This is a genomic window from Nocardia sp. IBHARD005 (assembly GCF_052814245.1).
The window spans coordinates 5,707,002-5,733,386 of sequence record NZ_CP199935.1; the positions used below are offsets into that span (position 1 = coordinate 5,707,002).

At 68.3% G+C, this 26,385-nt stretch carries 23 protein-coding genes and 1 tRNA gene; 9 read left to right on the forward strand and 15 right to left on the reverse strand.

Features of this window, described 5'->3' with window-relative positions; genetic code table 11:
- The first annotated feature begins 370 nt into the window (after positions 1 to 370).
- Complete coding sequence (gene yaaA, locus ACTWPB_RS26805; RefSeq protein WP_446223266.1) at positions 371 to 1,114, forward strand: peroxide stress protein YaaA; 744 nt, start codon at positions 371 to 373, stop codon at positions 1,112 to 1,114.
- 53 nt (positions 1,115 to 1,167) lie between these two features.
- On the opposite strand, the gene ACTWPB_RS26810 is transcribed toward yaaA, so the two are convergent.
- Positions 1,168 to 1,797 (reverse strand): hypothetical protein, encoded by a 630-nt coding sequence (locus ACTWPB_RS26810; RefSeq protein WP_446223267.1) that lies wholly within the window; start codon positions 1,795 to 1,797, stop codon positions 1,168 to 1,170.
- A 38-nt stretch (positions 1,798 to 1,835) separates the two neighbouring features.
- Positions 1,836 to 2,777: a LysR family transcriptional regulator gene (locus ACTWPB_RS26815; RefSeq protein ID WP_446223268.1), complete on the reverse strand. Its 942-nt coding sequence runs from the start codon at positions 2,775 to 2,777 to the stop codon at positions 1,836 to 1,838.
- Between the two features lie 108 nt (positions 2,778 to 2,885).
- On the opposite strand from ACTWPB_RS26815, the gene ACTWPB_RS26820 reads away from it, so the two are divergent.
- Entirely contained in the window at positions 2,886 to 3,575 is a 690-nt protein-coding gene (locus ACTWPB_RS26820; protein WP_446223269.1) for a type 1 glutamine amidotransferase domain-containing protein, read from the forward strand.
- A 133-nt stretch (positions 3,576 to 3,708) separates the two neighbouring features.
- On the opposite strand, the gene ACTWPB_RS26825 is transcribed toward ACTWPB_RS26820, so the two are convergent.
- Together ACTWPB_RS26825 and ACTWPB_RS26830 are read right to left on the reverse strand one after the other, a co-directional pair.
- Positions 3,709 to 4,341, reverse strand: coding sequence for an HD domain-containing protein (locus ACTWPB_RS26825; RefSeq protein ID WP_446223270.1), 633 nt, complete (start codon positions 4,339 to 4,341; stop codon positions 3,709 to 3,711).
- 156 nt (positions 4,342 to 4,497) lie between these two features.
- The gene (locus ACTWPB_RS26830; RefSeq protein ID WP_446223271.1) at positions 4,498 to 5,175 is read right to left on the reverse strand and encodes an NADPH-dependent F420 reductase; all 678 of its coding nucleotides are present in this window, start codon (positions 5,173 to 5,175) and stop codon (positions 4,498 to 4,500) included.
- 141 nt (positions 5,176 to 5,316) lie between these two features.
- Here ACTWPB_RS26830 and ACTWPB_RS26835 point away from each other — a divergent pair, with 141 nt between their 5' ends.
- On the forward strand, positions 5,317 to 5,961 hold the full coding sequence (locus ACTWPB_RS26835) for a LysE family translocator (RefSeq protein ID WP_446223272.1): 645 nt from the start codon (positions 5,317 to 5,319) through the stop codon (positions 5,959 to 5,961).
- Positions 5,962 to 5,983: 22 nt separating this feature from the next.
- Positions 5,984 to 6,331 (forward strand): hypothetical protein, encoded by a 348-nt coding sequence (locus tag ACTWPB_RS26840; protein ID WP_446223273.1) that lies wholly within the window; start codon positions 5,984 to 5,986, stop codon positions 6,329 to 6,331.
- A gap of 89 nt (positions 6,332 to 6,420) precedes the next feature.
- Here ACTWPB_RS26840 and ACTWPB_RS26845 read toward each other — a convergent pair whose 3' ends face one another.
- Positions 6,421 to 8,040 (reverse strand): PucR family transcriptional regulator, encoded by a 1,620-nt coding sequence (locus tag ACTWPB_RS26845; RefSeq protein WP_446223274.1) that lies wholly within the window; start codon positions 8,038 to 8,040, stop codon positions 6,421 to 6,423.
- Between the two features lie 109 nt (positions 8,041 to 8,149).
- Between ACTWPB_RS26845 and ACTWPB_RS26850 the strand changes: the two genes are divergently transcribed.
- Together ACTWPB_RS26850 and ACTWPB_RS26855 are read left to right on the forward strand one after the other, a co-directional pair.
- A complete protein-coding gene (locus tag ACTWPB_RS26850) occupies positions 8,150 to 9,640 on the forward strand; it encodes a CoA-acylating methylmalonate-semialdehyde dehydrogenase (protein ID WP_446223275.1) in 1,491 nt (496 codons plus the stop codon).
- A 132-nt stretch (positions 9,641 to 9,772) separates the two neighbouring features.
- Positions 9,773 to 11,110 (forward strand): aminotransferase class III-fold pyridoxal phosphate-dependent enzyme, encoded by a 1,338-nt coding sequence (locus ACTWPB_RS26855; RefSeq protein ID WP_446223276.1) that lies wholly within the window; start codon positions 9,773 to 9,775, stop codon positions 11,108 to 11,110.
- A 51-nt stretch (positions 11,111 to 11,161) separates the two neighbouring features.
- Here ACTWPB_RS26855 and ACTWPB_RS26860 read toward each other — a convergent pair whose 3' ends face one another.
- From ACTWPB_RS26860 to cobA, 3 genes are all read right to left on the reverse strand, one after another.
- Entirely contained in the window at positions 11,162 to 11,746 is a 585-nt protein-coding gene (locus tag ACTWPB_RS26860) for a DUF1345 domain-containing protein (protein WP_446223277.1), read from the reverse strand.
- 233 nt (positions 11,747 to 11,979) lie between these two features.
- Positions 11,980 to 13,440: an MFS transporter gene (locus ACTWPB_RS26865; protein WP_446226500.1), complete on the reverse strand. Its 1,461-nt coding sequence runs from the start codon at positions 13,438 to 13,440 to the stop codon at positions 11,980 to 11,982.
- Positions 13,441 to 13,518: 78 nt separating this feature from the next.
- Positions 13,519 to 14,760: a uroporphyrinogen-III C-methyltransferase gene (gene cobA, locus ACTWPB_RS26870; protein ID WP_378912326.1), complete on the reverse strand. Its 1,242-nt coding sequence runs from the start codon at positions 14,758 to 14,760 to the stop codon at positions 13,519 to 13,521.
- Positions 14,761 to 14,868: 108 nt separating this feature from the next.
- On the opposite strand from cobA, the gene ACTWPB_RS26875 reads away from it, so the two are divergent.
- On the forward strand, positions 14,869 to 15,315 hold the full coding sequence (locus tag ACTWPB_RS26875; RefSeq protein ID WP_446223278.1) for a nucleoside deaminase: 447 nt from the start codon (positions 14,869 to 14,871) through the stop codon (positions 15,313 to 15,315).
- A gap of 13 nt (positions 15,316 to 15,328) precedes the next feature.
- Here ACTWPB_RS26875 and ACTWPB_RS26880 read toward each other — a convergent pair whose 3' ends face one another.
- Positions 15,329 to 16,684, reverse strand: coding sequence for a DoxX family protein (locus ACTWPB_RS26880; RefSeq protein ID WP_446223279.1), 1,356 nt, complete (start codon positions 16,682 to 16,684; stop codon positions 15,329 to 15,331).
- A 192-nt stretch (positions 16,685 to 16,876) separates the two neighbouring features.
- On the opposite strand from ACTWPB_RS26880, the gene ACTWPB_RS26885 reads away from it, so the two are divergent.
- Both ACTWPB_RS26885 and ACTWPB_RS26890 read left to right on the forward strand, forming a co-directional pair.
- On the forward strand, positions 16,877 to 18,007 hold the full coding sequence (locus ACTWPB_RS26885) for a phosphotransferase family protein (RefSeq protein WP_446223280.1): 1,131 nt from the start codon (positions 16,877 to 16,879) through the stop codon (positions 18,005 to 18,007).
- 14 nt (positions 18,008 to 18,021) lie between these two features.
- The gene (locus ACTWPB_RS26890) at positions 18,022 to 19,113 is read left to right on the forward strand and encodes a hypothetical protein (RefSeq protein ID WP_446226501.1); all 1,092 of its coding nucleotides are present in this window, start codon (positions 18,022 to 18,024) and stop codon (positions 19,111 to 19,113) included.
- A 63-nt stretch (positions 19,114 to 19,176) separates the two neighbouring features.
- On the opposite strand, the gene ACTWPB_RS26895 is transcribed toward ACTWPB_RS26890, so the two are convergent.
- The 6 genes from ACTWPB_RS26895 to ACTWPB_RS26920 form a co-directional block, all read right to left on the reverse strand.
- Positions 19,177 to 20,775 (reverse strand): TROVE domain-containing protein, encoded by a 1,599-nt coding sequence (locus tag ACTWPB_RS26895; RefSeq protein WP_446223281.1) that lies wholly within the window; start codon positions 20,773 to 20,775, stop codon positions 19,177 to 19,179.
- Positions 20,776 to 21,050: 275 nt separating this feature from the next.
- Positions 21,051 to 21,116 (reverse strand) — tRNA-Arg (locus tag ACTWPB_RS26900).
- A gap of 67 nt (positions 21,117 to 21,183) precedes the next feature.
- Positions 21,184 to 21,687: a cobalamin biosynthesis protein gene (locus ACTWPB_RS26905; RefSeq protein ID WP_446223282.1), complete on the reverse strand. Its 504-nt coding sequence runs from the start codon at positions 21,685 to 21,687 to the stop codon at positions 21,184 to 21,186.
- A 25-nt stretch (positions 21,688 to 21,712) separates the two neighbouring features.
- Entirely contained in the window at positions 21,713 to 23,248 is a 1,536-nt protein-coding gene (locus ACTWPB_RS26910) for a cobyrinate a,c-diamide synthase (protein ID WP_446223283.1), read from the reverse strand.
- A 160-nt stretch (positions 23,249 to 23,408) separates the two neighbouring features.
- Positions 23,409 to 24,023 (reverse strand): cob(I)yrinic acid a,c-diamide adenosyltransferase, encoded by a 615-nt coding sequence (gene cobO / locus ACTWPB_RS26915; protein ID WP_446223284.1) that lies wholly within the window; start codon positions 24,021 to 24,023, stop codon positions 23,409 to 23,411.
- A gap of 197 nt (positions 24,024 to 24,220) precedes the next feature.
- Positions 24,221 to 26,377: a magnesium chelatase subunit D family protein gene (locus ACTWPB_RS26920; RefSeq protein WP_446226502.1), complete on the reverse strand. Its 2,157-nt coding sequence runs from the start codon at positions 26,375 to 26,377 to the stop codon at positions 24,221 to 24,223.
- Positions 26,378 to 26,385 lie beyond the last annotated feature (8 nt).

The following is a 26,385-nucleotide window of genomic DNA, read 5'->3' on the forward strand; positions in this document are numbered from 1 at the left end:
TCCGGGCCGGGCGACAACCGATTACCACCTGAGCGCTGCGCCAGACCCGGATACCAGTTCCGGCAAACGGGCGCATATCAGGTTGCCAATGACAAATCTATTTCAATCATCAGATAACAACCTGATAACGTAATCACACCTGACAATTCATAGATGACCAGGTTTTCTCGATAAATCAATTACGCACTTACAACAGAAAATTGGTGGCGGCGACGCTACCCTTGGCGCCCTATTCGTTTGCGCTGAGCTCGGCAGCTGATCGCAGCTCGAGGCGGGGGTGGGCGCCGTACGAGACCGCTGACGGCGGCCGCCCGGTCCGCGACGGGGCGGGGCGCGGTGGCGGTTTCGGCGGCGATTACCGTTGTCGATCGTGCTGGTGCTGCTGCCTCCCTCTGAAACCAAGTCCGACGGCGGATCGGGCGCGCCGCTCGACCTCGCCGATCTCGCGATGCCGCAGCTCAGCGCGGTTCGCGACACATTGATCACCGAGGTGGTGCAACTGGCGGCCGACCCGGCCGGCTCCGCCGCAGTGCTCGGCTTGGGTAAGGGCGCCGATGCGGAGATAGTCCGCAACGCGAGCCTGCGCACGTCGGCGACCCGCCCCGCCCTGGAGCGCTACACCGGCGTCCTCTACGACGCACTGGACGCGAAGTCGTTCACCAAAGTGCAACGAACCAAGGCGTACGCACGTTTGGGGATCGGCTCGGCCCTGTTCGGGGCAGTCCGCGCCGCCGACCCGATTCCCGCCTACCGCCTCTCCGGCGGCACCAAACTCCCAGGGCTGCCGACACTTTCGGCGGTGTGGCGCGATGTTCTGCCCGACGCCCTCTACACCGAGGCCGCGGGTGAACTCGTCATCGACCTTCGCTCGGGCACCTACCAGCAACTCGGCCGAGTCCCCGGCGCCATCACCGCCAACGTCCTCACCGAACACCCCGACGGCTCGCGCACCGTCGTCAGCCACTTCAACAAGCATCACAAGGGCCTGCTCGCCCGCGCCCTCGTCCTCACCCGCGCCGACCCCACCGACATCCGCGCCGTCGCCCGGGTAGCGACCAAAGCCGGCCTGCGAGCCGAAATCGCCTCCCCCACCGAGCTTCTCGTCATTACCTGACTCCGTGGGGCAACGACGCCTGAAGTATCGTCGTCCGATCCGAATTCGACCTGTCACGACCCAGCGGTGCCGGATTGCACATCGGCCCGTAGGGCGAAAAGGCTGCGCAAGCCCACGACCGTGTACAGAACGCCCCAGGCCGGAGGTCGTGCAAACCATGCCCGTTGCAATTCTCGAAGTCCGACGTCCGACCCATCGATGTCGATTCCATGGCCGAACCTGCTGGTAGCACTTTTGCCATACTCGAGTTCGAGCTGTTCGACCCAGTACTTTGCCCAGGGACCGACGCTCAGCTGAAGCAACCGATGCGGACCAGACAGCGGACCGGACCGTGGACTCAACGTTGCGCGGACGGCATTGACCTGACTGAACGCCCACAACACCGTAAACAGATCCCTGACCCGTTCCTCCTGGCCCATATTCGAATTCGGGGCTCCATGGATGAACAGACCGAGTCGATGCCGCGCAGCCGAAACCTCCTGAGCCGCAATGAATGCTACGACGTCCTTCACGCGATCGTACTGAGCCCGCTGCGCTGCCAACCAGCCGAGCACTGTGGTGACACCGGCCGCGATCAGAGCTGCTGTTACTTGAGATCCGTTCACTAGCACAGTGTTTCGCAATTCACGCTTGCGCGCGACGCGATCGACGTACAGGCGCCACGTCATCACATCGAGCGGCACCGGAAAGTTGTACCCGGATACAAGCGCTCGATTGCCTGTCAAGCGCCGCACCCCGCCCAGCCTCGTGCCGCCTCCACCAATCGGGCACGAACCAGGTCGACGTGTGGTCGAGACGGCGCGCCGACCCGGCGAGCGAGGAAACCGGTGTTGATCGGCGGGTCGGCGGGATCGAGCAGTGTCACCAGCGTTGCGTCGGCCCGTTCCCGGCCGCACAGATAGTGCGGGAGCACGCTGATCCCCGCCCCCGCGGCGACCGCGGCGAGTACCGCGCGGAGGTCGCCGACGATCAGGGCAGGCTCGGTTTCCAGGCGGGTCTCGAAGACGTGGCGCCAGTAGCGGCGCAGAATCGGCAGATCGGCGGCGTAGCTGACGAGCGGGATGCCCGCCAGCGCGATCGGGCCCTCGGCGCGCAGACGTTCGGTATCGATGCGCTCGGCTATCGAGGGGGCGGCGACGAGGAGGAATTCCTCGTCGACGAGCGGTTCGGCCAGCACGGTCCGCCCCCGCGGGCGAGTGGTGGCGAAGACCAGATCCAGTGCCCCCGAATGCAATCGAGTGAGCAGCTCGTCGGTCATCCCGGTACTGACAGTGAGCCGCACGCCGTCGGCGACCAACGGCGACAACGCGGGCACGATCTTGGCGGCGAGCATCTCCGCCGGTCCGCCGAGCAACACCGGCGGCTCAGGCGGGGCCCCGCGGTCGGTCGCCGCACCGCTGAGGACCGCCTCCAACTCCTCGAGTGGACCGCCGACCCGCGCCGCGAGCTCGTGCCCGGCGGCGGTGGGTGTCACCCCGCGCGGCAGGCGTTCGAACAGGGGCCTGCCGAGGTGTCGTTCGAGCGCCTGGATCTGCGTGGTCACGGTCGGTTGCGACAGCCCGACCTGGACCGCCCCCGCGGTGAGCGAGCCGGTGCGGAACACGGCCAGAAAGGTCCGCAACTGCACCAGATCCATCGAGCCATCGGCTGACCTATGTCTCATATAGACCATCCTATTGGTCAGAAGATGCCACCGACCCTAGCGTGGTCGACGCGACCCGACGACGACATCGGTGCTCGCCCCGAACCCGTTGAATGGAGAAGGAATCCGATGGCACACATCCTGTTCGTCCTGACCGGCGCCGACCACTGGACCTTGGCGGACGGCACCGAGCATCCCACCGGGTTCTGGGCCGAGGAATTCGCCGCACCGTACGCGGCATTCACCGGTGCGGGCCACACCGTCACCGTGGCGACTCCGAACGGCGTGGTCGCCACCGTCGATCGGGCCAGTCTCGCCCCCGACGTCAACGGTGGCGCCGACGGCGCGGCAGCGGTCGCCGACATCCTGGCCGGCGCCGCCGCATTGCGGAGCCCACTGTCGCTCGGCAAGCTCGACCTCGCCGACTACGACGCCGTCTTCTACCCCGGCGGCCACGGCCCGATGCAGGACCTCGCCGTCGACCCCGTCTCCGGCGCACTGCTCGACAACATCCTCGCCTCGGGCAAGCCGCTCGGCATCGTCTGCCACGCCCCGGCCGCCCTCCTCGCCACCGGCGAAACGGGCACCTCCCCCTTCGCCGGCTACCGACTCACCGCGTTCAGCAATGCCGAGGAGACCCAGGCGGGCTTCGCCGACAAGGCGAAGTGGCTGCTCCAGGACCGTCTGGTAGCCCTCGGCGTCGACTACCGCGAAGGCGACCCGTGGGCTCCGCACATCGAGGTGGATCGCAACCTCTACACCGGCCAGAATCCCGCGTCGTCGGCCCCGTTGGCCGCGGAGATGCTCACCGCCCTCTGACACGACCGTTCGCAGGTCGTCAGGCGCCTGTTGGACTGGCGTAGTCGTGCGATCGGCGTCGTTCCAGTCAGATATCCGACTGCGAGACATCGCATTGCACGATGACGCCGGTCGAGAACGGCCGCCGGTCCCGTCAGCTGATCGTCGCGGTCAGTTCGGCGAGCTCGGCGACGAGGTTGGCGCGGGCGACGGCCTCGTAGCGGTCGTGGGCGAGCTCGGTGCGGAACAGGCGGGGCTGGTCGGCCAGGTTACGCAGTACCGAGGCGCGGCCCGCGCGGAACAGGTCGTCGGGGACGTGGGCGTATTCGGCGCGGATCGCGGTGGTGTAAGCGCCGTATTCCTCGGGTGTGCCGCCGAGCACAACAAGGTCGGCATCACAGAGGACCGCGCCGTTCGCATCGCCCGGCCGCGGTTTGTGCCCGCGGGTCAGCACCACGAGCCGCACCACCTCCTCGACCAATTCCGGTGCGGCACCGAGTGATTCGAGGATGTCGCGGCCCAGGTCGGCGCTGCGCTCCTCGTTGTCGGCCCGCGCGACGGCGTAGATGGCGTCGTGGAAGAACGCCGCGTAGCGCACGGCGTCGATATCGGCTGCGGCATCGGCGAATTCGTCGATGGCCGCGAGCATCACCGCCAGGTGCGTGCCGGTGTGGTAGCGACGGTGCGGCTCGCTGTAGCGCCCCACCACCCCGGCACCGATCTGTTCGGCCTCGACCCCGGCCAACGCTATCCACCGGTCCATCAGGTTTTGCGACAACGCACTCATCCAACAAGTTTCGTCGTCGGTACCGACCCCCACAACCCCCGATTCTTGCCGGTCTCGCGCCCTGAACGGGCCGACGAGCCGACTCGTGGCCGCCCCGCGCTCGCCCTGAACAGGCCTTGCTCGCCCGGCCGCGACAGCCGGGCGACGCTTCGGCGCTCAGACCTCGGCGGCGGCGAGGGCCGCGCGGACCTCCTCTGCGCTACCGCGCTTCGAGGCGGGCGGCCAGTTGCCGTCGGCGACGGCGTAGGGGTGGACGTAGACCGGGGTATCCCGTTGGGAGCGGCGGCTTTCGGCGAGGGTACCGCCGTCGACCACGTCATAGCCGAGGGCGTCGATGAGGTCGGTGGCGAGCTTCTTGGCGTCGGCGTCGTCACCGAAGATGGGCAGCGCGGACCGGTCCGTGGCACCGGCGGGGCGGGCGAGTTCGGCGAGGTTGGCGTAGACGATGTTGTTGAACGCCTTGACCACCTTCGATGCGGGAAGGTGTTGTTGCAGCAGTTCGCTGGTGGTGGTCTCGTCGGCGTCGAGTTCAGGGAACGCACCGTCGCGGTCGGGATAGTAGTTGTTGGTGTCGACCACGACCTTGCCCGCGAGCGGTGCGACCGGCACCTCCCGATACGCCTTCAACGGCACGGTCACCACCACGAAATCACCGGCGGCCGCCGCCTCGGCCGGGGTAGCCGCCCGTGCCAGCGGACCCAGCTCGGCGACCAGATCCGCCAGGGTCTGCGGTCCACGCGAGTTGCTGAGTACCACGTCATAGCCCGCGTCCACCGCCAGCCGCGCCACGGTGGAACCGATATGTCCGCTACCGATCAATCCGAGTGTCGTCATGCGCAGAACAACCGCCCCCACCGCACGGTTGTTCCCCGGCCCGACCACCAGTGTGCGATGGTCCGATCCAACGATGTGCCGTCGGGTTCCCGGCTCCTGTGGACCATTGTCGCCGCTCGAGCCGCCGGATAGCGTGTGACGATGGTGTCTTCGGCTCATCTGGCCTCGTTCGCGGGGTTGTCGTTTCTGCTGGTTATCGTGCCCGGCCCCAGCGTCTTGTTCACCATCGGTCGTGCGCTCACCGTGGGACGGCGATCGGCGCTGATGACCGTGCTGGGCAATTCGGTCGGGGTGTACGGACAGGTTGTCGCTGTCGCGTTCGGGCTGGGCGCGGTGGTGGCCGCGTCGGCGGCGGTGTTCACCGCGATCAAACTCGTCGGGGCCGCCTATCTGGTCTACCTCGGTGTGCAGGCGATTCGGCATCGCGACGCCCTGCGAACGGCCTTTCACGCCGAACAGCACGCGGATTCCCACAGTCCGATGACGGCGTTTCGGGACGGATTGATTGTCGGGGCCGCCAACCCGAAGACCATTGTCTTCCTGGCCGCCCTGCTGCCCCAGTTCGTGGACACCACCAGTGGTTCGGTGCCCCAACAGATGCTGATCCTCGGGCTCTGCATCCCGCTGTTCGGGCTGATCTTCGACTCGCTCTGGGCGCTCGTGGCCGGGTCGGCACGGTCCTGGTTCGCGCGTTCACCACGCCGTCTCGCCGCCATCGGCGGCACCGGTGGCCTGGTGATGATCGGGCTAGGCACCTCACTTGCTCTCACCGGCCGCAAAGACTGAACTACGACCGTCAGGATGTTCGATGAGGAGCTCGACCGTCTTCGTCGACGGCTGGCCCACCTATCTCACGAACACCAGCTGCCCGGCCATGCTCGGCCTGCTCCCCGCCGATGCCGCCTACATCCAGTCCAAGTTCGAACGCCTCAACACCGTTGTCGCGCGGGCGGCCGCCGACCACGGCGCGGTGTACATCGATACCGTCGCCGCCTCGCGCGAGTTCGGGATGTGCGCCGATCCGGCGACCCGCTGGTTCGATCCGATGCTGGCCGATCAGACCCTGCTCCGCTATCACCCCACCCTCGCCGGGCAGCGCGGCGTCGCGGACCTGATCGTCGCCACCGTCGAATCGAGCGGAGCCCTCGCTCGCTGACCTCGCCGCTGTCCAGCGCGTTATCGACCTGTGAGACCCCAGGACAACACGGGTTCACCTGCGTCGTTTCAGAACTGACCGCGGACGGCCTATAGCTTGTCGCCCGAGGTGAGGTCGCGCACGAGCAGGGCGGCGTGCAGGGAGGTGCGCGATTCGCCGTCGTCGAGGTCGACAGCGAGAATGCGTTCGATGCGGGCGAGGCGGTCGTAGAGGGTGGGTCGGCTGATCGCGAGCGCTTTGGCGAGGTCGGTCTTGTTGCCTGCCAGATCGAGGAAGCGGCGCAGGGTGCCGGTGAGGTCGGCACTGTGGCGGATGTCGTAGCGCAGGAGCGCACCGAGTTCGGACTCGGCGAAGCTCTGCACGCCCGGCTCGTCGCGGATCGACGAGAGCAGGCCGCGCAGGCGAATATCGGCGCTGCGGAAGAACATTCGGCTCGGCACCGTCGTCATCGACTGGGCCACCTCGGCAACCCCCGCCGCGTGCGCGAGCCTGCCCGCGGTATCGAGGAGAGAATCGGAATCGGCGCCGACTCCGATGACCGCACGACGCACGCCCTCGACCCGGCGGATCTCGGCCAGTACCGCAGAACACACCGGCGCGAGACGATCATCGACATCGCCGCCGCGCGACACCGCGAGGATCACGATGACCTGCTCCCCGTCGGTACCACCGCGCGTTCGCCGGTGTTCTGCCGCGCTGAGCGCCGACGCGTCGACCAGGCCGAGAGCGTGCGTCACCGCTTCGACGATCGACTCGCTGCGTCGTTGCGCCGCCACCGGATCCGTCGTCGACTCGGTGTCGATCTCGATCGCCAGCGGCACGTAGCGGGCCCGCCGGTGCAGCCCGAGGGCGGCCGCGCGGGCCTGTGCGTCGCGCTCGTCGGTGACCCGCCCTTCCACCAGGTCGGCGATCAGGCCGGTTTGGGCTTGCCGGTGCAGCCCGAAGCGGTCCTTGTCGATCATCCGGTGCAGGGTGATGGTTTGCGCGGCACGTTCGAGCACCATGGCGACCCGCGCGGTAGGGGCTCGGCCGGTGCGCAGGATCAGCCTGCCCCAGCGCTGTGTGTGCGGTCCGACGCCGACCACGCCGGACCCGTCGGGCAGCAGCCGCGACATCGACTCCCAATCCTCCAGCAGCGCCGCCGAACTGATGTGGCGGGCAGTGGCTGCCAGCACCCGATGCGAGAGATCTTCCAGCACCACCGACGCGTCGAGCATGCTCGCGGCGGTCTGCACGATCTCGGCCAGCGCGGCGCGGCGCACACTCAGCTCGGTGAAGGTCTCGTGCACGGTGCGCGCGAACTCGAGTTCGGCGTACTGGTCGGCGACGATCGCCCGGTGGACGGCTTCGGTGATCTCCACGAAGCGGGTCACCCGATGCAGCACGATCACCGGCAGCCCGAGTTCGGCGGCCGTGGCCGCGACGACAGGCCCGAGTTCACTCACATAGCTGCCGAGTTCCACGACAAGTCCCGCGATACCGGCGGCGGACAGGGATCGCAGGTAGGTGATCCGCGCCTGTTCGGGAGCGGCGAGTGCCTGCCCGGTGGTCAGGATCAGCTCCGAGCCGACCAGGAGGTCGGCCACCGAGGCCTGGTCGCTGACATGCACCCAGCGCACCGGCCGGTCCAGGTTCGCGGCACAGATGACCTCGGGTTGCCCGGCTTGCATCACCGGCGTCGCGAGCACATCAGCCACGGTCAACAGCACTGACGAATCGTAATACGAATCCGGTGATTGTGTACAAATCGTCGCCCCCTACCCGCCTCGGGATAGACCAGGGTGGAAGCATCACACCACTCGGCGAAACGAGGCATCCATGCAGTCCATCGGCCACTGGATAGACGGCAAATCGGTGCGCGGTACCAGCGAGACCACCGCCCAGGTGACCAATCCCGCCACCGGTGTCGTCACCGGGGAGCTGGCGCTGGCGAATGTGGCCGATACCCGCGCCGCGATCGACGCCGCGACGGTGGCCTTCGCTTCCTGGCGCGACACCTCGCTCACCCGCCGCACCCAGGTGCTGTTCCGGTTCCGTGAGCTGCTCGCCGAACGCCGAACGGAACTGGCCGCGATCGTCACGTCCGAACACGGCAAAGTGGCCGCCGACGCGCTCGGCGAGGTGACCCGCGGTCTCGAGGTCGTCGAATTCGCCTGTGGCATACCGCATCTACTCAAGGGCGGGTTCACCGAGAACGCCTCCACCGAGGTCGACATCTACTCGATCCGTCAGCCGCTCGGCCCGGTCGCGATCATCGCACCGTTCAATTTCCCCGCCATGGTGCCGATGTGGTTCTTCCCCCTCGCGATCGGCGCGGGCAACACGGTGGTGCTCAAGCCGAGCGAGAAGGATCCGTCGGCGGCGCTGTGGCTGGCGCGGCTGTGGCAGGAGGCCGGGCTGCCCGACGGTGTGTTCAACGTCGTGCAGGGTGACAAGGTCGCCGTCGACGAACTGCTGGACAACCCGGGGATCAAGGCGGTGTCGTTCGTCGGCTCCACCCCGATCGCCAAGTACGTCTACCAGCGCGGCACCGTGGCGGGCAAGCGGGTGCAGGCACTCGGCGGCGCGAAGAATCACATGGTGGTGCTGCCCGACGCCGATCTGGACCTGGCCGCCGACGCCGCCGTGAATGCCGGTTTCGGATCGGCGGGTGAGCGGTGCATGGCGATCAGCGTGGTCGTGGCTGTCGGCGCGGTGGCCGACGAACTGATCGCCAAGATCAGTGCGCGGGCCGCGAGCATCGTCACCGGCGACGGCACCAGCGGCGCCGAGATGGGCCCGCTGATCACCCGCGCGCACCGCGACCGGGTGGCCGAGTACATCGACGCGGGCGAAAACTCCGGTGCCCGTGTGGTTCTCGACGGTCGCAACCTCACCGTCGATGGTGCGCCGGACGGATTCTGGCTCGGCCCGACGATTCTCGACGAGGTGACGCCCACCATGAGCGTCTACACCGACGAGATCTTCGGCCCCGTGCTGTCGGTCGTGCGGGTCGGCACCTACGAGGAGGCGGTGGCGCTGATCAACGCGAACCGCTACGGCAACGGCACCGCCATCTTCACCAACGACGGCGGCGCGGGACGCCGGTTCCAGCACGAGGTGGAAGTGGGTATGGTCGGCATCAACGTCCCCATCCCGGTGCCGATGGCCTACTTCAGTTTCGGCGGCTGGAAGAACTCCCTGTTCGGCGACTCGCACGCGCACGGCACCGACGGCGTGCACTTCTTCACCCGCACCAAGGCGGTCACCGCCCGCTGGCTCGATCCCAGCCACGGTGGGCTGGAACTCGGCTTCCCACAGAACAAGTGACCGTTCGCGGCCCGCCCCCGACTCTGGACTGACCGAAGGGTGCGACGAAGGAATGCCCGTAGGGAGGGAAGAGTCGCGGTTACAGGGCCGAGAACCGCGGCGCCAGCCGCAAATAGACACAGGAGACTCACGATGACGCTTTCCGATGAGGCCGCTCGCGCCTACGAACTCGACCGCCGCCACGTCTTCCATTCCTGGTCCGCGCAAGCGGCTCTCACGCCGACGGTGCTCACCGCCGCCGAGGGTTGCTACGTGTGGGATGGCGAGGGCAATCGCCTGCTCGACTTCTCCTCGATGATGGTGAACACCAATATCGGCCACCAGCATCCGAAGGTCGTCGCCGCGATCCAGGAGCAGGCGGGCAAACTGTGCACTGTCGCACCGCAATTCGCCAACGACGCGCGCTCCGAGGCGGCCCGCCTGATCAGCGAACGCACCCCCGGCGACCTCGACACGATCTTCTTCACCAACGGCGGCGCGGACGCGGTCGAGCACGCCGTCCGGATGGCGCGACTGCACACAGGCCGCTACAAGGTGCTCTCGCGTTACCGCTCCTACCACGGCGGCACCGAGACCGCGGTGAACCTCACCGGCGACCCGCGCCGCTGGCCCAACGACCACGGCAACACCGGAACCGTGCACTTCTTCGGCCCGTTCCTGTACCGCTCGGAATTCCATGCCACCGACGAGGCGCAGGAAACCGAGCGCGCAGTGGCGCACCTCGCGCGCACGATCGAGATGGAGGGTCCGGCCACCATCGCCGCGATCGTCCTGGAGTCGGTGCCGGGCACCGCGGGCATCATGGTGCCGACCCCGGAATACCTGCGTGGGGTGCGCGAACTGTGCGACAAGCACGGCATCGTGTTCATCGCCGATGAGGTGATGTCGGGCTTCGGGCGGACCGGAAAGTGGTTCGCCATCGACAATTTCGATGTCGTGCCCGATCTGATCACCTTCGCCAAGGGGGTGAACTCCGGGTATGTCCCGCTCGGCGGCGTGGCGATCAGCGCGGCCATCGCGGCGACCTTCGCCACCCGGGCCTATCCCGGCGGGCTCACCTACTCGGGCCATCCGCTCGCCACCGCCGCGGCCGTCGCGACGATCAACGCGATGACCGAAGAGCGCATCGTCGACAACGCCGCCGATATCGGGGCGAGGGTCATCGGCCCCGGCCTTCGCGAACTGGCGCAACGGCATCCGAGCATCGGTGAAGTCCGCGGGCTCGGTGTCTTCTGGGCACTGGAACTGGTCCGCGACCGCACCACCCGCGAACCCCTCGCCCCCTACGGCGGCACCAGCCCCGCGATGAACGAACTGGTCGCCGCCTGCCGCGCCGGCGGCCTGCTGCCGTTCGTCAACTTCAACCGCCTGCATGTGGTCCCACCCTGTGTGATCACCGAAGCCGAGACCAAGGAAGGGCTCGCGATCCTCGACCAGGCACTCACCGTCGCCGACGCGCACACCGTCTGAGGGGTCCCGCGGCAGGCGGAATGCGCCCGCCGCGTAGGTGATTCCCCGTCGCTACCCCTTGAGCCAGTCGATCGCGATGGCGACGACGGCAGCGTTGAAGAAGAAGCTCAGCACGCTGTGGGCGGTGACGCGCCGACGCATCGACCGATTCACCACAGTCACATCCGACACCGCGAACGAGGTGCCGATGGTGAACGAGAAGTACACGAACTCCGCCAGTTGCGGTACCGGGCACTCCGGGAACCGCAGTCCCCCGTCGGCGAACTGGGCCCGGGCGTAGATCTGCGCGAACGCGGTATGCAGAAGCAACCACGACATCAGCACCGTGGCCGCCGCGACGGCGTTGTCGGCCTCGCTGTCGCGGGAACCGATCATGATCATCCCCGCCGCCAGCCCCGCACCGCTGGCCATCATCGCGAAAGTGGTTGTGTACCAGCGTGGACCGATCCACTCGACGGAGTCGTCGGGTAGGTCGCGGTGCAGCAGCAGCCATCCTGCCGCGACATAGGCCACCGCGAGGAGATTCCAGACCAGCAGCACGCCGATCCCGCCGCTGGTCCACGAGAACAGCAGCAACCAGACGACGCCGAGGGCGGTCAGCCCCAGTTCCAGTACCCACACCACCGTGCGACTCATGGCCGCCACGTCTACCACGCCACGGCGGCGAGACACCGGCACCGCGCCCGTCGGGCACGTCACCGAATTCACCCATCGGACCGAGTGGAGGAGTTAGGACGACCTCCGTGAAGTCATCGGTGCGCGGGAATTCCCGGGCCGGGGCGGGCGCGGTGAACGATGCCGAACGAGTCGTCATCCGCGTCGCCCCGACCGAGACCACCGGACGCATCTGAGCGGCACGCCCGGCGCAGTCAGCTCCGCTGGGCCTCTTCTTGCGCGTGCTGTGCCTGCACCAGCTGTTGCGGGGTGAACCGCAGGGTCAGCGCGACGAGGGCGGCCAGGGCCGCCAGGATCGCGCACACGAACAGAACCAGGGTGTATCCGCTGTTCAGCGCGTCGATTTCGGTGGGCGACATGTCCGCGGCTCGGCCGTCGCGCCCGCCGAGCGAGAGCGTGCGCGAGGCAGCGATCGGGCTCAGCAGACCGATCGCGATCGGGGTCGCCAGGTTCATGAACATCTGACCGACCGCCGAGAGCGGGCCGATATTCGACTGCGGCACCCCGACGAGCACGCACAGCGGTGCCAGCACCATCGCGACACCGACGCCGAAGCCGATCACCACCAGCAAGCCGAGCAGGGTCGGCAGGTACTGCACGTGCCGGTCCAGCGTGGAGCCGAACAGCAGCCCGATGGCCAGCACGACCGAGGCCGAGGCGAGCAACCAGCGCGGCGCCACCAGCAGCGCCAGCTTCGACGCGACCGCACCGCCCACACCGATGCCGACAGTGAAGGGGATCGAGGCGATACCGGCCTGCAACGGGCTGTAACCGAGCACGTTCTGCAGCAGCTGGGCGACGAAGAACGTCATCGCGCCGAGGACCGCACCGGCCAGGAAGATCAGCGCGAAGGTGGCGACCCGGTCGCGGCTGTCGAACAGCGACCAGGGCAGCAGCGGATCGGCCTCGCGGCGTTCGGTGAACACGAAGATCACCAGCAGCGCGAATCCGCCGATCAGCGAGGCGAGGATGACCGGGCTCGTCCAGCCCATGGCCGGGCCCTCGGTCGCGCCGAACACGATCGTCGCGCAGGCCAGGGTTCCCAGGATCGCGCCCTTGATGTCGAGTGGCGTGCGATGGTGCTCGGTGTCGGACAGCTTGTAGACCGCGCCTGCCACGATGAGCGCGCCGATCGGCACGTTGATCAGGAAGATCCACCGCCACGAGAACTCCGTGAGCGCACCGCCGACCACGAGGCCGCCGACCGACCCGATACCGGCCATCGAACCGACGATCGCGATGGCTTGATTGCGCGCGGGTCCCGGCGCGAAGGTGGTCGCGACCAGCGCGAAGGCCGTCGGCGCCGCGATCGCCGCACCGGCGCCCTGGAAGGCGCGCGAGATCAGCAGCATCGCCTCACTATTGGCCAGACCGCAGGCCAGCGACGCGGCGGTGAACACCCCGACGCCGATGATCAGCATCCGTTTACGCCCGAACGCGTCGCCGAGCCTGCCACCGAGCAGCATCAGTCCGGCGAAGGTCAGGCCGTAGGAGGTCACCGTCCAGGCACTGCCCGAACTGGACAGCCCCATCTCCTCCTGCAGCCGCGGCAGCGCGAAGATCACGACCGTGCCGTCGAGCACGACCATGAACTGCAGGCCGCTCAGTACGAGGATGGCGAGACCGAAGGCCCGCCCCGTCACCGGATACTGCATCGTCGCAGCGGGTTTATCGAGCACAACGAGGCAGTGTAATTGGCGCGACGGCAACGCGAGGGCGCGCGGCCCGCGAAGCTAGTCGAGGCCGAAGCCGGCCGTGGGGCCGATGACGATGATCGCGGGCGGGCGGATGCCCTCTTCCTTGACCCGGTCGGCGACCGTGGCGAGGTCGGCGCGCACCACCCGCTGGGTGCGCAGGGTGCCCTCCTGGATGACCGCGGCCGGCGTATCGGCCGGGCGACCGCCTTCGAGCAGGGCGGCGGCGAACTTGTCGATCCGCTCGACCGCCATCATCAGCACGATGGTGCCGCGCAGTTTGGCCAGCGCCGACCAGTCGACGAGCGAATCGGGGTGCTCGGGGGCGACGTGTCCGCTCACGACCACGAACTCGTGGGTCACCCCGCGATGGGTCACCGGGATACCGGCCGCGCCGGGGACCGAGATCGGACTGGTCACGCCGGGCACCACCGTCACCGGGATACCGGCCGCGGTGCACGCCTCGAGTTCCTCGTACCCACGGCCGAACACATACGGGTCGCCGCCCTTGAGCCGGACCACGAACTTGCCCGCCTTGAAACCCTCCACGAGCGCGAGGTTGATCGCCTCCTGCGCCATCGACCGGCCGTAGGGGATCTTCGCGGCGTCGATCACCTCGACGTGCGGGCCCAGTTCGGCGAGCAGTTCCGGCGGGGCGAGCCGATCGGCGACGACCAGATCGGCGCGGGCCAGGAGCCTGCGACCGCGCACGGTGATCAGGTCGGGATCGCCGGGGCCGCCGCCGACGAGCGCGACGCCGGGGGGCACCGGTTCCGAATCATCGGTCACCACACCGGATTGCAGCGCTTCGAGCAGACCGTTGCGCACCGCGGCCGAGCGACGGTGCGCGCCGCCGGCGAGCACGCCGAGCGAGAGTCCGTCGTAGCGGGCGGTCGCGGGGGTGACCGCGGTGCCGTCACGGGCGATGTCGGCGCGGACGCAGAAGATGCGCTTGGCGGTGGCTTCGGCGACCACGGCGGCGTTGGTCTCGGGTTCGTCGGTGCAGGCCATCGCGTACCAGGCGCCGTCGAGATCGCCGTCGGCGTAGGCGCGCAGTTCGACGCCGAGTTGCCCCGCCGTAGCCATGCCCTCGACCGCCGGGGTGACCGCGCGGCTGATCACGTGCACATCCGCACCGGCGGCCACGAGCAGCCCGAGCCGGCGCTGGGCGACGGTCCCGCCGCCGACCACGACTACTCTGCGTCCACGCAGATCGAGCCCGACCAGGTAGTTCGGGTCGCCTGCGGGCGGGGTCGATGCGGTGTCAGCGGTGTTCGGCACAGTGCCCCAGCCTAGTTGCTGGTTCGGTGCGACCAGCACTCACCCGCCGACAGTCGCACTCCGGGTCTCGCATTGCCGACCCGGCGCGCAGGCAGGACAGTAGACACCATGACCCAGCCGGATGTACTCCTGGACGTGGCCTACGACGAAGCCCTGCAGAGCCTGGCCGAGGGTGGTATCCCGATCGGCGCGGCGCTGTTCGACGCCGACGGCACCCTGCTCGGGCGCGGCCACAACCGCCGCGTGCAGAACGACGATCCGAGCGTCCACGCCGAAACCGACGCTTTCCGCGCCGCGGGCCGTCGCCGCGACTATCGCCCGACGATCATGGTCACCACCTTGTCCCCGTGCTGGTACTGCAGCGGCTTGGTGCGGCAGTTCGGCATCGGCACCGTGATCATCGGCGAGGCGCAGACCTTCCACGGCGGCCACGACTGGCTCGCCGACCACGGGGTCCGGGTGCGTGTGCTCGACGATCCGCGCTGTGTGGCGCTGATGAGCGAGTTCATCGCCGACCGCCCCGACCTGTGGTTCGAGGACATCGGGGTGGTCTAGCGTTCGTTCGATCTCAGCTGAAGTGCGGCTGATTCTGGACCCAGCGGAAGTCCTTGCCGCGCAAGGGGAAACGCTCGAGGTCGAGGCGTTCGAGGGTGATCGTGGCGGGTCGGCCGTCGAGTTCGCCACGCAGGGTCAGCCGGTCGGGCGCGGGGTGGTCGACGGTGAATGTCGCGTAGGGCGCGGGAGGTTCGTCCGTGCCGGTGGGGACGGCGACGAGGATCATCGTGTTCGCTGTCAGGTCGGTCGTGGCCAGCACCGGCACGATGGTGTCGTCCATCCGCTGGTAGCCGGCCGAGCCCACGTCGACGACAAGGCGTTGCCAGCGCACCGGATCGGTGGCGAGCGGCGGGATCGGCGTCGCTTCGAGGCTGAACTCGCCGACTTCCCAGATGCCGTACAGCTCGGGTTTCGGTGCGCCGCCGCCGTATTCGCGCCAGCTCTCCGTGCCTGCATAGATCATCCCCACGGTGATCCACAGCCCGACCGCGACTTGCACCACGGCGGCCCACCGGTTCGCACGCCGGGACGAGAACAGCGGTGGTTGCACAGCCGGTCCCGAATCCCGTTCCAGCACGAGGAAATTCGTGATCCTGCGAGCTTGCGGAGCGAGCAGCACCAGCCCCATCAGCAGCAGGTGGCCGGCCAGCATCTTCACCGGCACGTCGAAAGTCAGGTTGAGCAGCAGCACCTGCGCCATGCTGATCACGCTCAGCATGGCGCCCAGCGTCGCCGTGCGCGGCCAGAACAGCAGCAGCCCGGCGAGTACTTCGGCCGCGCCCAACGCGATCTGGTAGGCGGGTGAGGATCCGACTTGCGTCCACAACATCGCCATCGGCGTCAGATCACCGACGCGAGTGAGCAAGACGATCAGCGAGGGTTCCGGCATCTGCGTCGGGATCAGCTTCGCGAAGCCGTAGAACAGCATCTGCCCGCCGGCGAACAACCTCATCGCGGTGAGAAACCAGCTCAGCAGCCGTGGATACGCGCGCCTGCGCCGATCCAGCACCGACCACACGAGGGTGATCAGCACCGCCACCACCACGAGCAGTCCGCACTGAATCCAGATCGCCGCCTGGTCACCGCTGCCGTTCATGGCCAGTTCGGCCCGCACCCCGAACACGTGCTCGCCGATCCAGCCGCTCACCGGCTCGAGCGCGATCATCTGCCAGAGCATGACCTCCTCGGGCAACCACAGCGCGAAGACACCGAGGAAGACGAAGGTGATCTGGGCCATCCACACACAGAACAGACCGAGGTAGGCGACACTGAACCGGAACGCGAGCCGGGTAACCGGATGCCAGGTCGGGGCCGGTGGCGGTGCGCTCGTGATTTCGTCGTGCGTGCGCTCCGTGGTCACTGCCGACACCCGTGCCTCCCCGTCGAGATCGATTGATACCGAAGCTAATCGGTGTCGCCCCCGGACGCGTCCGGGAAAACCCCGATCTTTGCCCTGTCAACCCTGAATCTCACTCACCGACGCCAGGCTTACATTCCGGACGGTCTTCCGGTACGCCAGTACTGCAACGCGTGATAAATCGTCGAAAAGGGGAACGCACTGATGTCCGACGATCCGGACCACACCGCGCACCACTCGCTCACCGTCACCGAGCGTGATCTCGACGAGCTCGCCGGGCAGTTGTCGCAGTGGTTGTCGGGCAAGGTCGGCGCCGACACATCCGCGAAGGTCTCCGACCTGAGCAAGCCGACCACCGGCGGCATGTCGAGCACCACCATCCTCTTCGATGCCGAGTGGTCGGTGGGCGGTGTGGTCGAGAGCGGTTCGTTCGTCGCGCGGATGGCTCCCGAGGACGGTTCGTTCCCGGTGTTCCAGTCCTATGACCTGTCGCTGCAGCACCAGGTGATGTCCGGTGTGGCCGCCGGGTCCGATGTCGCGGTGCCGCCGCTGCGCTGGCTCGAACTCGACGAATCCTTTTTCGGCACACCCTTTTTCGTGATGGACAAGGTCGAGGGCCGGGTGCCGGCCGACAATCCGCCGTATGTGTTCTTCGGCTGGGTTTTCGACGCGACCGTGGCCGAGCGCGAGCAGATCGCCGACTCGACCGTCGAAGTGATCGCGCAGGTGCACGCGATCGACGACATCGCCGCGCGGTTCCCCTCGCTCGATGGCGAAGGGTGCGCGCTGCGCAGGCATTTCGAGGCCCAGCGCGCCTGGTACAAGTGGGCGCTCACCGACGACGGTGTCGAGATCCCGCTCATCGAGCGGACTTTCGGGTGGCTGGAAGCGAACTGGCCCGACGAGACCGGCCCCGAGGTGCTCAACTGGGGCGACGCCCGCCCCGGCAATATCCTGTTCGACGGCTTCACCCCCGCCGCGGTCCTGGACTGGGAGATGGCCACCTTCGGCCCGCGCGAGCTGGATCTGGGCTGGGTGATCTTCATCCACCGCTTCTTCCAGGACATCGCCACCCGCTTCGACCAGCCCGGCCTGCCCGACTTCCTGCGCCGCGACGCGGTAGTCGCGAAATACGAAGAGCTGACCGGGCATACGGTTCAGAATCTGGACTTCTACATCATCTACGCCGCGCTGCGGCACGCGATCGTGATGGGACGGATCAAGCGCCGGATGATCCACTTCGGTGAGGACACCGTGCCCGACGACCTCGACGACTACGTGATGCATCGCCTCAGCCTCGAGGCGCTGCTCGACGGCACCTACGAGTGGGACTGACTGTGAGCGCGATCATGCCCGTCCCCTTGGACGAATACCCGGTCCATCAGACCCCGCTGTCGCTGGCCAGGGTGGCCACCAGCGACCGGAACTTCTACGACCGCTACTACTTCAACGCCTTCGACCCCGCGGGCGAGGCGATGCTGATCACCGGATTCGGCGTGTACCCGAATCTGGGTGTCGTCGACGCGTTCGCGACGGTGCGCCACGGGAACACCCAGCGCAGCGTGCGGTTCTCCGACGCGCTCACCTCGCGCGATCTGAACACCGCCGTCGGTGGCTACCGGATCGAGGTGATCGAGCCGCTGCGGAAACTGCGGGTGGTGTGTGAGCACGACGATCTCGGTGTCGACCTGACCTGGACCGGCGCGCAGCCTGCGGTGCAGGAACAGCCGCACCTGATCCTGTCCGGCACGCGGCCGATCATCGAGGCCTCACGCTTCGCCCAATTGGGTTCGTGGGAGGGCACTCTCGCCGTCGACGGCATCGACTACCCGGTCGACCCGGCGGTCTGGACGGGCAGTCGCGACCGGTCATGGGGTATCCGGCCCTCCGGTGAGCCGGAACCCGCCGGTCGACCGACCGGCATGGACGGTTTCTGGTGGCTGTACGCGCCGCTGCGGTTCCAGGACTTCTCGATCGTGGTGATCGTGCAGGAAGAACCCGACGGCACCCGCACGCTCAACAACGCGGTCCGGATCTGGAACGACGGCCGCAAGGAACAGCTCGGCTGGCCCCGCATGCACTGGACCTACGAGCCCGGCACCCGGCACCCGAAGTCGGTGCGCCTGGACATGACCACGCCCGACGGGAAACCGCTCGAGGTGGAGGTCGAATCCCGCCCCGGCATCGCCCTGCACGTCGGCTGCGGTTACGGCGCCGACCCCGACTGGACCCACGGCCGCTGGATGGGCGAGAACTGGTCGCTGTCGAGCGCCTACGACCTCACCGACCCCGCGATCAAGGCCCGCACCCCGTATGGCGTGATCGACCACATCGGCCACGCCCGCTGCGGTGACCTCGAAGGCTGGGGCCTGTTCGAACACGCCTCCATGGGCCGCCACGACCCCACAGGTTTCGCCGATTGGTCCTCCGTCGCCCCTTGACGGACTTTCGCGCGAGAAGAAAAGGCGCCGCCGCGACAACGAGGTCGCGGCGGCTCCGATTTCTTATGCGGCCGTGGCGAAGTCGGCCAGTAGCGACGGCACCGCGGCGTCGAATCCGGCGACGTCGAGCATGCCCGCGTCGTCGGGATCGGCGATGCTGAAGTTCGTCGCGGTCATGCCGACCACCACGAGCTTGGCTCGCGGGTTCACCTCACGGCGGTACCGGGCCAGCGCCTGGTGCGGGTGCACCGAACCCGCCCAGGTCTCGTTGTCGGTGAAAATCGAGAACACATCGACCTCGATGCCCTTGTCCAGCGCGTGCAGGATGGGCAGCGAGCAGTCGGTGCCGCCGAACGGCAAGCCCGACACTGCCCGCACGGCGTCGTCGAGACGCTGACGCGGCGAGATCGACAGCTGGGACAGGCCGCGTGCGCCCTGCCACCCCTTGCCGCCGGAGGTGAATCCGACGATCTGGTGCTGGGGCTCGGTGCGTGCGGTGACCAGGGCGAGCGCGGCCGAGGCCTCGCGCGCCGAGATCGGCAGCCCACCGATCCCGCTCATCATCGAACCCGACACGTCCAACGCCAGCAAGTGACGTAGGCCGGTCGGCCGCACGGACTCGAAGGCCGCGTAGAACGCAGTATCGAGGGCGTCGACGACTGGGGCCGACGGCGTCCAGGTGCCCGAGCCACGCGCCGAACGCCCGGAAGCGTAGGTGCGCAACGCGATCAGCACCGACACCGGGTGCACCCGAGCCTTGCGCAGTCGTGCCGGGTCGGCGAGCTGCGCGCAGATCGCGGCGGTGCGCGGTCCGAGCGGATCGAGCAGGCCGAGGCGGGTCAGGCGTGGCAGCTGACGCAGCAGTGCCGTCTGCGGGATGCCGTTGTCCAGCAACGCTTCCCACACCGGCGCGGTGTTCAGCGCCGCGTCGGGCAGCATCTCCCAGCTGAGCCGGTATTCGCGCACCAGCTCCGGCACCCGCTCCACCGGTGCGCTCTGCGCGCGCTGGAAGCCGTCGAGCAATGCCACACCATCGAGTTCGGTTGCGCGACCGCAGATCCAGTCGAACAGCCTGCGCCGATCGTCTTCGGTGGTCGCCGGGTGTGACAGGCGCAGCAGGTCGCGGTTCGACCAGCCCTCCCGCTGCCGGTACTTGACCACCTGGAACGCCAGGTCGTCGATCGGCTTGTCCAGGTACCAGTTCGCGACGGCGCGCCGCAGCCCACGACCCCAGCCCCGGAACTGCTCGGCGTAGCCGGCGAACAGGAACAGGTGCGTCCCGGTGCGCGCGACCAGCGGCAGCGCGGCGAACGCGGCTCGGCGACCGTCGACATCACCGAGCGACGCGGCGGCGGCCAACGCGAACAGGGCCGGGTTCTGGCGCGGCGCGCGCCCGGAGGTGGAGATCTCGACGATCTCGCGAACCAGGTCAGCGGTGTGCTCAGCGGCGTATTCGATGATGAATTCGGCGTTGTCCGCCGTCAAAGCCTTGGCATCGACGTAGAACGTTCCGGATTCTGTTCCGAGCACGAGAAAGCGACGCACCCGCGACTGCGGGCTGATCTCGAATACGTAGCCGCCCGCGTTGTTGACGACCTGCCGGGTATCGGCGGGCATGGTCTGCGGCGTGCTGCGACGAGAAATACGCGACAAGATGTTCATTGTTCCCCCTCCGATACGTGTACCGGCGTTGATGTTTCGGCCCCGGGACCCGACCGGGGGCATGTGGTGACGTGATGAGCGGACGGACGTGTGTTCACGGCCGAAGAACGGAAATCGCTTTCCGCCGCGGGGCTCGAACCCGCTGGACTATGCGTCGTGCCAGGTAACCGACCGAATCCGGTCCGCCCTGCTCATCTCCGTGGGCAATTGCTCGGCGGACGTGTGTGTTCCGACCGGAAGGCGCTCTACCAGGCTGAGCTACCGCCACCTTGCGGTGGCGGGCAGGATTCGAACCTGCGACATCCCCATTAGAAGTGGTAACCGATCAGTTCCGGTCCGCCGTGCAACTGCTGGGAATGACGTTACTGCGGTCGATCGATCTTGCCCAGCGAATTAATTCGGCGACTGCTACCGAGGCGATACCGATGCCGCGGCGACGACGATCCCATCGACAATTGTTCTGCCGCACACGAGTTCGCCGCCGCCCGCGAGCAGCGCCGCGGCTTCCGCGACGCTGGGAGTGCCGACCGCCGCCGATACCCGGTCCGAACGGTGCCGCACCGCGTCTACCTCGGCCAACTGCTCGGCGGTGAACGCCATCACGGCGGCACCGAGATCGGCTGCGGCGGTGCGAACACCGGGTTCGCCTGCTCGCCGATCCAGCGTCGCCAGGCACACGATGGTGGTGTCGCCGACCACCGCGCGCACCGCGCGAATGATCCGATCCGCCTCGGTATCCGGCCGTACACCGATGCCGACGGCCACTGCCACGCCCTCGGCACCGGTCGATCGATAGCGACCGGCTACCCGGTTGCGCCCCTCCGTCTCGGTCGCACCGGCCGAATTCACCCACCGTGACGCCGTCGAGTTGGTGCACCGGTCAGGTCGTTGCACACCGTCGGAGATCGTCATCGGCGCCGCATACCAATTCGCGCCATCAGTGATCGAAACGTCGTGCGGCGGTGACGAATCGGGTGATGGCGTCGGGATGTCCCGCCGGATGGGTGTGCAGGTAGGAGGCGTGGACCTGGCGCACCACAGCACCTTCGGCGACGGAACCCGTTGTGCGCCAACCCCAGGCGGGGTTCTCCGCGCCGGTGCGGACCAGGCGGGTGCGATGGAATTCGTGACCGCGGACTCGAGTTCCAGCACGCCACAGCGCCGAGTCGTGCAGGGCGACGGCGTCGCGGTAGCCGAGGGTCAGGCGAGGGCCGAATTCGGCGTCGGCGTCGATGACCCCCGCCATCGGATGGCCGTCGAGGGAGCGCGTGAGGTAGAGCAGGCCCGCGCATTCGGCATGGATCGGCAGGCCCTTCGACGCACCGTCGGCTACTGCGGTGCGGAGGCGCTCGTTGGCTGAGAGCTGCCCGGCATGCTCCTCCGGGAAGCCGCCGGGTAGTACCAATCCCGCTGTGCCGACCGGGAGTTCGTCGGAGAGTGGATCGAAAACCACCACCCGAGCACCGGCCGCAACCAGCAGTTCCCGATGCTCGGCGTAGCCGAACGTGAATGCCGGACCGCCCGCCATCGCGATCAGTGGCTCCCGGCCCGAGATGACATCAGACCGCGCGGCCGACGACGAGGCAGCGGATATCGCCATAGGTTCGAGCGAGGTCGACTGATGACGGGCTTTCGCCGAGTCCGATGTCTGCGTGTCGTCCTCGCTCCCATCGACCTCGGCCGACGTATGCGGCAATCCTGTTCCGCCCGAGGCACATTCAGCAGCGACGGCCAGTTCGACCTGCGGATCCCATGCGGCACCCTGCACAGCGCCACCCGCCAGCGCGACGATCGCGCGCAGATCCACATGTGCCGCGACGAGTTCGGTCATCGCGTCGACGGCGGCGGTGGCGGCGGCGCCGTGTTCGACGGCGGGGATCAGGCCGAGATGGCGTGAGGGGACTTCCAGTTCGGCCATCCGGGGCAGGGCACCGAGAACGGGAAGGCCGACGCGGTCGCAGGCCGCTCGCAGGACTTGTTCGTGGCGTTCGCTGCCGACGCGATTGAGGATCACCCCGCCGAGGCGGACCGAGGAGTCGTAGGTGGCGAAACCGTGCAGGAGCGCCGCGAGGCTCTGAGAATGACCGCGGGCGTCGACCACCAGGACCACCGGCGCCCCGAGCAGCCCGGCGACCTGCGCGGTGGAACCCTCGGCGATCGCGTCGCTGCGGTTCTCGTCGATCCGCCCGTCGAACAGGCCCATCACGCCCTCGACGATCGCGATATCGCAGTCTTGCGCGCCGTGCCGATACAGCGGCACCACCCGATCCTCGCCCACCAGAACGGGATCCAGATTGCGCCCAGGCCGCCCGGCCGCAAGCCCGTGATAGCCAGGGTCGATGTAGTCGGGTCCTACCTTGAACGGCGCCACCCGATGCCCGGCCCGCCGCAGCGCACCGATCAGTCCGGTGGCCAAGGTGGTCTTCCCGCTACCGGACGCCGGGGCGGCGATCACCACCGCGGGAGCGCTCATTACCGATCCTCGCCGATGACTCCACCCACACCGATTCGACGGCAGCGCTGACGGTTCGGGATGGACGACGCGGCGGCCGCGCGGCCCGTCTCGCACCGACCGGTAGCACCGACGGCGTAGTGCGCGACGGCGATCACGATCGTCCGGGCGGCCGGCACCGTCACCATTCGATACCGCGCTGACCTTTACGACCCTCGTCCATCGGGTGCTTGACCTTCGTCATCTCGGTGACGAGGTCGGCGGCCTCGATCAGGGCCGGTGGCGCGTCACGGCCGGTAATGACCACGTGCTGGTTGCCGGGGCGGTGGGTGAGTGTATCGACGACCTCGTCGATGTCGACCCAGCCCCATTTGAGCGGGTAGGTGAACTCGTCGAGAACGTAGAAGCGATGCTGTTCGGCGGCGAGGCGGCGGGAGATCTCCTGCCAGCCGGACAGGGCGGCGGCCGCGTGGTCTTCTTCGGTGCCGTGCTTGCGGGTCCAGGACCAGCCTTCGCCCATCTTGTGCCACTCGACCGCGCCACCCACGCCGGTCTTCTCGTGCAGGGTGCCGAGGGTCCGGAAGGCGGCTTCCTCGCCGACCTTCCACTTGGCGCTCTTCACGAATTGGAAGACCGCCACGTCGAAGCCCTGATTCCAGGCTCGCAACGCCATCCCGAACGCCGCGGTGGACTTGCCCTTACCCGGTCCGGTGTGCACGGCGAGCACCGGCTGATTACGCCGCTGCCGGGTGGTCAGACCGTCCTCGGGGACGCTCTCCGGAACACCTTTGGGCACGGAAACTCCTCTTCTCGACGCACGCGGTGTGCGCGTTCTGCACGACCTCGCGGTCTATATCTGTCGCACGCTCGGATCTCGGGGCCCGCAACCAACACCGGGGTCGACCGCGCGTGCCGGTTCGTGACCCTTTCTATCAGGGTGCGCCCGAGACACGCGCAGGGCTCGACCCCCGCAGCGGACGAGGCGGGGAAGCGCTACGCCGCGCGGGCGGGCAGGCCGGTGGCGCGGACTACATCGGCGACCGTGTCGCCGGTGAGTTCGGTCAAACGCAGGTAGCGGGCACGTAGGTCATGGGCGAGTTCGGCGGCGAGGCCGAGGCGGATCATGCCGCGCTCACAGTCGATCACCATGGCGGTGTGGCCTTCCGCGGCGAGCAGCCTGGCGGCGGTGCGAGCCCGTGGCAGCGGGTCGGTGCCGCCGGTGGCACGGCCGTCGGTGAGCAAGACCAGCATCGGGCGACGACGGGGGTCGCGGACGTGTTCGCGGGCGATCACCTCGCGGGCCTTCAGCAGGCCCGCGGCGAGTGGCGTTTTGCCGCCGGTGCGCATCCCGGCCAGGCGGCGCACCGCGATGTCGACCGAAGAGGTGGGCGGCAGGACCAGGTCTGCTTCACTGCCGCGGACACTGATCACGGCCACCTTGTCGCGGCGCTGGTAGGCGTCGCGCAGCAGGGTGACGATGGCGCCGGTCACGGCGGTGAGGCGGTCGCGGGCGGCCATCGAGCCGGACGCGTCGACCACGAAAACGACCAGATTGCCTTCTCGGCCTTCGCGATACGCGCCGCGCAGATCTTCGGTTTCCAGGGCGAGCGGACCACTGAACCTGCCACGCTCGAACTGCTTCGGTGCGGCCGCGAAGACCGTGCCGAGCAGGTGCAAGCCCGTGGACGGGTCCGCGTCGGGGCGGACGGTGCGGCCGGTTCTGGTCCTGGCGCGCGAACGTCGGCCGGGTGCACCCTCGCCGATACCGGGGACTTCCCAGCGTGGGGCGGGCTTCGCTGCCGAAGTCGGTGTGCCCGAGAACCTTTCGGGTCCGGGTCGCGAACCGTTGCCTGCGCCGTCAGGACTGGAACCGTCCGACCGGTCGCCGCCGGAACCGGCACGGTTCGGTCCACCACCACTCGGTCCACCACCGTCCGGTCCGCCGCCGTCCGGTCCGCCGCCGGGACCGTGGTCGTCGGGACCACCATCAGGCCCCTGGTCGTCCGGACCTTCGCCATCCGGTCCGCCACCATCGCCGCCGCTGCCCCGCGACCTCTCATCGCCCGGATCACTGGGGTCCACCCCATCCGGGCGGCCCGAATCACTGCCGTCGGCCTGGAGTTCGTCCTCGTCCCGACGACCGTTCCCCTGCTCGCCCGATCCACGCGGACCGTCGAATTCCTCATCCCCCGAAGCCTTCTCGACCTCAGCGGCCGCGGCATCCATCGCTTCGTCGAGCTGCTGCTCGCTGATCCCTGGCTCGTCGAACGGATCCCGCCGACGACGATGCGGCAGCGCGAGTTCCGCGGCGATCCGCACATCGTCCTCGGTGACCCGATCCCGTCCGCGCCACGCCGCGTGCGCGGTCGCGGTCCTGGCGACCACGAGGTCGGCGCGCATCCCGTCGACATCGAAGGACGCGCACAGCGCCGCGATCCGGCGCAGCTCCGAGTTGTCGAGCGCGACCCGGGGCAACCGGTCGCGCGCGGTCAGAATGCGTTCGGCCACAACCTGATCGGCGTCGACATAGCGGGCGGCGAACGCGGTGGGGTCGGCCTCGTAGTCGAGGCGACGGCGCACCACCGCCATCCGCACGTCGACCTCGCGCGAGGCCGCCACGTCGACGGTGAGCCCGAACCGGTCGAGCAACTGCGGCCGCAACTCCCCTTCTTCGGGGTTCATCGTCCCGACCAGAACAAATCGCGCCGGATGCGAGTGCGAGACACCGTCACGCTCGACGTGCACCCGCCCCATCGCCGCCGCGTCGAGCAGCACGTCCACCAGATGGTCGTGCAGCAGATTCACTTCGTCCACGTAGAGCACGCCGTGGTGGGCCGCGGCCAGCAACCCCGGACGGAACGCCTGTTCCCCGTCGCGCAGCACCCGCTCGAGATCCAGCGAGCCGACGACCCGGTCCTCGGTGGCACCGACCGGCAACTCCACCAGCCGAGCCGGCCGAGCTCCGGTCTCGTCGACCACGGGCGGCAGCAACTGCGCGAGCGCGCGCACCACGGTCGACTTCGCCGTGCCCTTCTCACCCCGCACCAGCACCCCCCCGATCCCGGGATGCACGGCCGACAAGATCAACGCCAGCTGCAGCCGCTCCTGCCCCACCACAGCGGAGAACGGGAACCCCGCCTCACCCGCCACACGCGCGA